Source organism: Streptomyces sp. NPDC047108 (assembly GCF_040643575.1).
Lineage (GTDB): Bacteria > Actinomycetota > Actinomycetes > Streptomycetales > Streptomycetaceae > Streptomyces.
Genome location: NZ_JBEYUP010000001.1, coordinates 1,177,261 through 1,183,689 on the forward strand (window position 1 = coordinate 1,177,261; position 6,429 = coordinate 1,183,689).

At 69.7% G+C, this 6,429-nt stretch carries 7 protein-coding genes; 5 read left to right on the top strand and 2 right to left on the bottom strand.

All coding sequences use genetic code 11. The features are described from left to right. Window positions 1-89: 89 nt before the first annotated feature. Window positions 90-845, top strand: coding sequence for a 4-hydroxy-tetrahydrodipicolinate reductase (gene dapB / locus ABZ822_RS05135; protein ID WP_360846851.1), 756 nt, complete (start codon window positions 90-92; stop codon window positions 843-845). A gap of 20 nt (window positions 846-865) precedes the next feature. Beyond that, complete coding sequence (locus ABZ822_RS05140) at window positions 866-1,321, top strand: hypothetical protein (RefSeq protein WP_360846853.1); 456 nt, start codon at window positions 866-868, stop codon at window positions 1,319-1,321. Between the two features lie 144 nt (window positions 1,322-1,465). Here ABZ822_RS05140 and ABZ822_RS05145 read toward each other — a convergent pair whose 3' ends face one another. Together ABZ822_RS05145 and ABZ822_RS05150 are read right to left on the bottom strand one after the other, a co-directional pair. Beyond that, window positions 1,466-2,026 (bottom strand): hypothetical protein, encoded by a 561-nt coding sequence (locus tag ABZ822_RS05145; protein WP_360846855.1) that lies wholly within the window; start codon window positions 2,024-2,026, stop codon window positions 1,466-1,468. 100 nt (window positions 2,027-2,126) lie between these two features. After that, entirely contained in the window at window positions 2,127-2,372 is a 246-nt protein-coding gene (locus ABZ822_RS05150) for a hypothetical protein (RefSeq protein WP_360846857.1), read from the bottom strand. A gap of 178 nt (window positions 2,373-2,550) precedes the next feature. On the opposite strand from ABZ822_RS05150, the gene thyX reads away from it, so the two are divergent. The 3 genes from thyX to ABZ822_RS05165 all read left to right on the top strand — a co-directional run bounded on the left by thyX (window position 2,551) and on the right by ABZ822_RS05165 (window position 6,161). Beyond that, window positions 2,551-3,291, top strand: coding sequence for an FAD-dependent thymidylate synthase (gene thyX / locus ABZ822_RS05155; RefSeq protein WP_360846859.1), 741 nt, complete (start codon window positions 2,551-2,553; stop codon window positions 3,289-3,291). Between the two features lie 178 nt (window positions 3,292-3,469). Further along, window positions 3,470-4,369 carry a 4-hydroxy-tetrahydrodipicolinate synthase gene (gene dapA / locus ABZ822_RS05160; RefSeq protein WP_360846861.1) on the top strand — a complete coding sequence of 300 codons (900 nt, stop codon included), beginning with the start codon at window positions 3,470-3,472 and terminating at the stop codon, window positions 4,367-4,369. A gap of 106 nt (window positions 4,370-4,475) precedes the next feature. Further along, window positions 4,476-6,161: a ribonuclease J gene (locus tag ABZ822_RS05165; protein ID WP_360846863.1), complete on the top strand. Its 1,686-nt coding sequence runs from the start codon at window positions 4,476-4,478 to the stop codon at window positions 6,159-6,161. The last annotated feature ends 268 nt before the right edge of the window (window positions 6,162-6,429 follow it).

Here is a 6,429-nt window from a genome sequence, read left to right on the forward strand (position 1 = left end):
GACGGCCGACGGACGCAGGCCACACGAACCGACGCACACCGACGCATGACGCACCGCATCACGCACCGACGCAAGGGATTCGAAGCACGATGAGCAACAAGCTGCGGGTGGCCGTCCTCGGCGCCCAGGGCCGTATCGGCTCCGAGGCCGCACGGTCCGTCGAGGCCGCCGAGGACATGGAACTGGTGGCCGCGCTGGACCGGGACGACCGGCTGGAGGCGGTCGCCGAGAACGGCGCCCAGGTCGCCGTCGACCTCACCCACCCCGAGGCCGTCATGGGCAACCTCGAGTTCTGCGTCCGCAACGGCATCCACGGCGTCGTCGGCACCACCGGCTGGACCGAGGAGCGCTTCGACCGCCTGCGGGGCTGGCTCGACGCCTCCCCGTCCACAGGCGTACTCATCGCCCCCAACTTCTCGATCGGCGCGGTGCTCACCATGAGCTTCGCCCGGCAGGCGGCCCGCTTCTTCGAGTCCACCGAGGTCATCGAGCTGCACCACCCGAACAAGGCCGACGCCCCCTCCGGCACCGCCTCCCGCACCGCCCAGCTCATCGCCGAGGCCCGTCGGGACGCCGGCTGCCCGCCGCAGCCGGACGCCACGAGCACGGCGCTGGAGGGTGCGCGCGGCGCCGACGTGGACGGCGTACCGGTCCACTCCGTACGGCTGCGGGGCCTGCTGGCCCACCAGGAGGTCCTCTTCGGCGGCACCGGCGAGACCCTCACCATCCGCCACGACTCGCTGCACCACAGCTCGTTCATGCCGGGCATCCTGCTCGGCGTCCGCCGCGTCGTCTCCGCCCCCGGCCTCACGGTCGGCCTGGAGAACTTCCTCGACCTGGGCTGATGACAGTGTCAGGAGCAGCAGTGCGCGCACGCATCACCTACTTCGCCCTCGCGGCGGTCCTGGTCGTCTACTTCGTCCTCGTCGGCAGCCGCGGTGTGCTGCTCATCCGGCAGGGCACCGTGCTGACCGTGGTTTTCGGGGTGTCGGTGCTCGTGCTGCCGGTGATCGGCGCCTGGTTCCTGTGGCAGACGACGCGGTTCGCGCGCGCGGCGAACCGGCTGGCCGCGGAGCTGGAGGCCGAGGGCGGACTGCCCGTCGACGAACTGGTCCGCACCCCGAGCGGGCGGATCGACCGGGACTCGGCGGACGCCGTCTTCGCGCGGCGGAAGGCCGAGGCCGAGGAGGCGCCGGGGGACTGGCGGGTGTGGTTCCGGCTCGCCGTCGCCTACCACGACGCACGGGACACCCCGCGAGCCCGCAAGGCCATGCAGCGGGCCATAGCCCTGCACGACGGAAAGCCGGTCCGCGCCCTCTGAGAGGCCGCACCGGCGCGGCGACCCGGAGCACCGCGGATCCGGCGCCGCGGGACGGCAGGCGGATACGGACGCCCATGCACCGGGGTACGCCGGTCGGTCCCGGTACGCAGTCGGTCCCGGTACGCGGTCAGTCCCGGTACGCGGTCAGTCCCGGTACTCGGCCGACCAGCCCTCCACGGCGTCCGCCGCCGTGTCGAAGGCCTCCGGGCGCCCCAGGAAGTCGGCGTTGTGGTCCGTGATCAGCGGACGCGTCGGCTCACCGGAATTCGGCACCGCGACGACCGCCTGGCCCTGCACCGTACGCGGCATACCGAGCCACTTCACCGGCTGCTGGACGGTCCGCACGGCCGCAACCCGCGCCCACGGCAGGGTCGTCGTCGAGAAGAACCCGATGCGCCGTACGCCCAGCTCGCTCACCCAGGCGCCCACGCGCAGCAGCCGCAAGGCACCGGCGATCACGGCCGTGGCCGCCGCGACGCACAGACCCGCTCCGGGCAGCGCGCCCGCGAAGGCCACGATCATCGCGGCGAAGAGCATGTACGAGGCGAGCAGCAGCAGGACGGCCGCCGCGCCCACCCGCCAGGGCCCCGGGCGGTACGGGCGGCGCCACCGGTCCTGCGTCTCGTGCGGCAGCGCGGTGCCGTCCGCGTGGTCGTCGTCGAGCTCATCGAAGGCACGGTCGGCCGTCAGGAAAGGCAGGGGCACGGCGGGTCCTCACTCACATGCACGCCGATGGGGTTGTGCCCGGTGAGGCTACCGAGACCCGCGGTGCCCGACCACCCCAGGGTGCCGACCGGCTCAGCCCTCAGCGCCCCTGCGACGCCCCTCGCTGCGCGGTCCCGCTCGAGCCCTGCTCCTGGGGCTGCAGCGCCGGGACGCCGAAGATCAGCGCACCGATCAGCCCCGCGACCGCGGTGACCCCGAAGAGCGTGTGCCCCGCTATGCGGGAGGCTCCGGGGCTCTGGCGGGGCGGGGGTGTGACATTGCTGCGGAAGCGCTCGGCCTCGGATACGAAGGCGAACGGCACGGGCTCTCGCCGGCGGTGGAACATGAAGGGCTCTCCTCCCGGAAGCCTCGAAGTGTTCTGTTACTTGTACAGACGCCTGAAGTGCCCCCTCGGTGCCCGTTTACGGCGACTTTTTGCGCGGCGGTCCGGCGGCGGACCCGGCTGTCGGTTCCGGGTCGTAAGCTGGGCGCCGCCCGAGCGATGCACATGGAAGGACCCGTCGGTGACCGAGACCCCCGCCGAGAGCGCCAAGCCCAGCTTCCGCAGCGATGTGACCGTGGAGCTGGTCAAGCACAGCGCCGCGGACTCCGACGTGCTGTGGGCGGCCCGGGTCTCCACCGCGGGCGAGCAGTCCCTCGAAGAGCTGACGAAGGACCCGGAGCGCTCGAAGGGCCTGATCAACTTCCTGATGCGCGACCGGCACGGCAGCCCGTTCGAGCACAACTCGATGACCTTCTTCATCAGCGCCCCGATCTTCGTCTTCCGCGAGTTCATGCGCCACAGGGTCGGCTGGTCGTACAACGAGGAGTCCGGTCGCTATCGCGAGCTGCAGCCGGTCTTCTACGTGCCGGGCCCCGCCCGCAAGCTCGTCCAGCAGGGCCGCCCCGGCAAGTACGAGTTCGTCGACGGCACAGCGGAGCAGCAGGAGCTGGCCGTCCGTGCGATGGAGACGTCCTACCGGGACGCCTATGAGGCGTACCAGGAGATGCTGGCTGCCGGCGTCGCCCGCGAGGTGGCCCGTTCGGTCCTCCCCGTCGGTCTCTTCTCGTCGATGTACGCGACGTGCAACGCCCGCTCGCTGATGCATTTCCTCGGCCTGCGCACCCAGCACGAGCAGGCGAAGGTGCCGTCCTTCCCGCAGCGGGAGATCGAGATGGTGGGCGAGCAGATGGAGGCCCACTGGGCTCGGCTGATGCCGCTGACCCACGCCGCGTTCAATGCCAACGGCCGCGTCGCCCCGTAGACCGCGCCCGGCGCATCAACCGCGCGAAGTGTCCGTATTGCGACGTTTCGTAAAGTGCATCTAGGCTGAAATCACGGACCCGGCACTGCTTGAACCCCCGAGCAGGCAGTGCCGGGATCCGCATCCCGGCTCCCCCCGAGGGAGCACGCCGCGGGCAGCTACGAGTAGCGTGGGAGCCATGGCTCCGACCTCGACACCGCAGACCCCGTTCGGACGGGTCCTGACCGCCATGGTCACGCCGTTCACGCAGGACGGCGAACTCGACCTCGACGGCGCGCAGCGGCTCGCCGCCCACCTCGTGAATGCCGGGAACGACGGCATCGTCGTCAACGGCACCACCGGCGAGTCCCCGACCACCAGCGATGCGGAGAAAGCCCGGCTCGTCCGGGCCGTTGTCGAGGCCGTCGGTGATCGCGCCCATGTCGTCGCCGGAGCCGGCACCAACGACACCCGGCACAGCGTCGAGCTGGCCCGCGCCGCCGAGAAGGCCGGCGCGAACGGCCTCCTCGCCGTCACGCCGTATTACAGCAAGCCCCCGCAGGAGGGCCTGTTCCGGCACTTCACCGCGATCGCGGACGCCACCGAGCTGCCGGTGATGCTGTACGACATCCCGGGCCGCAGCGGTGTGCCGATCAACACCGAGACGATCGTGCGGCTCGCCGACCATCCGCGGATCGTGGCCAACAAGGACGCGAAGGGCGACCTCGGACGGGCGAGCTGGGCCATCGCCCGGAGCGGCCTTGCCTGGTACTCCGGCGACGACATGCTGAACCTGCCGCTGCTCTCGGTCGGCGCCATCGGTTACGTCTCCGTCGTCGGCCACGTCGTCACCCCCGAGCTGCGCGCCCTGCTGGACGCGCACCTCACCGGTGACGTCACCAAGGCGACCGAGATCCACCAGCAGCTCCTCCCGGTCTTCACCGGGATGTTCCGCACCCAGGGCGTCATCACCACCAAGGCGGCGCTGGCGCTCCAGGGTCTGCCGGGCGGACCGCTCCGCCTGCCGCTCGTGGAGCTGACCCCGGAAGAAACCGAACAGCTCAAGCGCGATCTCGCGGCCGGCGGGGTACAGCTTTAGTCAAAGACTTCACAACTTCATACAGAAGACAACTGCAAGTGCACGAAAGTCACGCGCGCCGCTTGCCTCGCCCGGGGCAGGTGGCGTGCGTGGTGAGGAGAGTCTTTTGAGTCATCCGCATCCCGAGCTCGGTCCTCCGCCCCAGCTCCCCGACGGGGGTCTGCGCGTCACCCCCCTCGGCGGTCTCGGCGAGATCGGCCGCAACATGACCGTCTTCGAGTACGGCGGTCGGCTGCTGATCGTCGACTGCGGAGTGCTCTTCCCCGAGGAGGAGCAGCCCGGAGTCGATCTGATCCTTCCCGACTTCACCTCGATCCGGGACCGCCTCGACGACATCGACGGCATCGTGCTCACGCACGGCCACGAGGACCACATCGGCGGTGTCCCGTATCTGCTCCGCGAGAAGCCGGACATCCCGCTGATCGGTTCGAAGCTCACGCTCGCGCTGATCGAGGCGAAGCTGCAGGAGCACCGGATCCGCCCGTACACGCTCCAGGTCGCCGAGGGGCACCGCGAGAGCATCGGTCCTTTCGAGTGCGAGTTCGTCTCGGTCAACCACTCCATCCCGGACGCCCTCGCGGTCGCGATCCGCACTCCCGCGGGCATGGTCGTGCACACCGGCGACTTCAAGATGGACCAGCTTCCGCTGGACGGCCGCCTCACCGACCTGCCGGCGTTCGCCCGCCTCGGTGAGGAGGGCATCGATCTGCTGCTCTCGGACTCGACGAACGCCGAGGTACCCGGCTTCGTCCCGCCCGAGCGCGACATCTCCAACGTGCTGCGCACCGTCTTCGCCGGGGCGCAGAAGCGGATCATCGTCGCCAGCTTCGCCAGTCACGTGCACCGCATCCAGCAGATCCTGGACGCGGCGCACGAGTACGGGCGCAGGGTCGCCTTCGTGGGACGGTCCATGGTCCGCAACATGGGCATCGCCCGGGACCTCGGCTACCTCCGGGTGCCGGCGGGACTCGTGGTGGACGTGAAGACGCTCGACGACCTGCCGGACCACGAGATCGTGCTGGTCTGCACGGGGTCTCAGGGTGAGCCGATGGCTGCCCTCTCCCGGATGGCCAATCGCGACCACCAGATCCGTATCGTCCCGGGCGACACCGTGATCCTCGCGTCGTCGCTGATCCCGGGCAACGAGAACGCGGTGTACCGCGTGATCAACGGGCTGACCCGGTGGGGTGCCAACGTCGTCCACAAGGGCAACGCCAAGGTCCATGTCTCGGGCCACGCCTCGGCGGGCGAGCTCCTGTACTTCTACAACATCTGCAAGCCGCGCAACTTGATGCCGGTGCACGGCGAATGGCGCCATCTGCGGGCGAACGCGGAGCTGGGCGCGCTCACGGGAGTGCCGCACGACCGTGTGGTCATCGCCGAGGACGGCGTCGTCGTCGACCTCGTGGACGGCACCGCGAAGATCGTCGGCAAGGTCCAGGCCGGATACGTGTACGTGGACGGCCTCTCGGTGGGCGACGTGACGGAGACGTCGCTGAAGGATCGCCGCATCCTCGGGGAGGAGGGCTTCGTCTCGGTCTTCGTGGTCGTGGACAGCACGACGGGGAAGATCACCGGCGGCCCGCACATCCAGGCTCGCGGCTCCGGAATCGAGGACGCGGCCTTCGGCGACGTCATTCCCAGGATCGAGGAAGCCCTGTCCTCGTCGGCTCAGGACGGAGTCGCGGAGACGCACCAGCTTCAGCAGCTGATCCGCCGGACCGTGGGGAAGTGGGTGTCGGACACCTACCGCAGGCGCCCGATGATCCTCCCTGTGGTCGTGGAGGTCTGACGCCGCATCAGGCGAACGGACGGCCGTACCGGGCTCGATTTGCTTCCCGGTGCGGCCGTCCAGTACGTTGACATCTCCCCCGGAACGAGGAACACCGGCGCCGCTGTGCGTCCGGATCATTTCTCGGGAGGGTGGAAATCCGGCTCAGGGAAATCTGATAAAGTCGGAGACATCGAAGGGAAGCGCCCGGAGAAACCGGAGACGGTTTTGAAGGAAGCGTCCGTTCCTTGAGAACTCAACAGCGTGCCAAAAGTCAACGCCAGATATG

Excerpts from the sequence above, each read along its gene's own strand:
- ABZ822_RS05150 (WP_360846857.1), bottom strand. The coding sequence starts at position 2,372 with ATGTTCCACCGCCGGCGAGAGCCCGTGCCGTTCGCCTTCGTATCCGAG.
- dapA (WP_360846861.1), top strand. The coding sequence starts at position 3,470 with ATGGCTCCGACCTCGACACCGCAGACCCCGTTCGGACGGGTCCTGACC.
- dapB (WP_360846851.1), top strand. The coding sequence starts at position 90 with ATGAGCAACAAGCTGCGGGTGGCCGTCCTCGGCGCCCAGGGCCGTATC.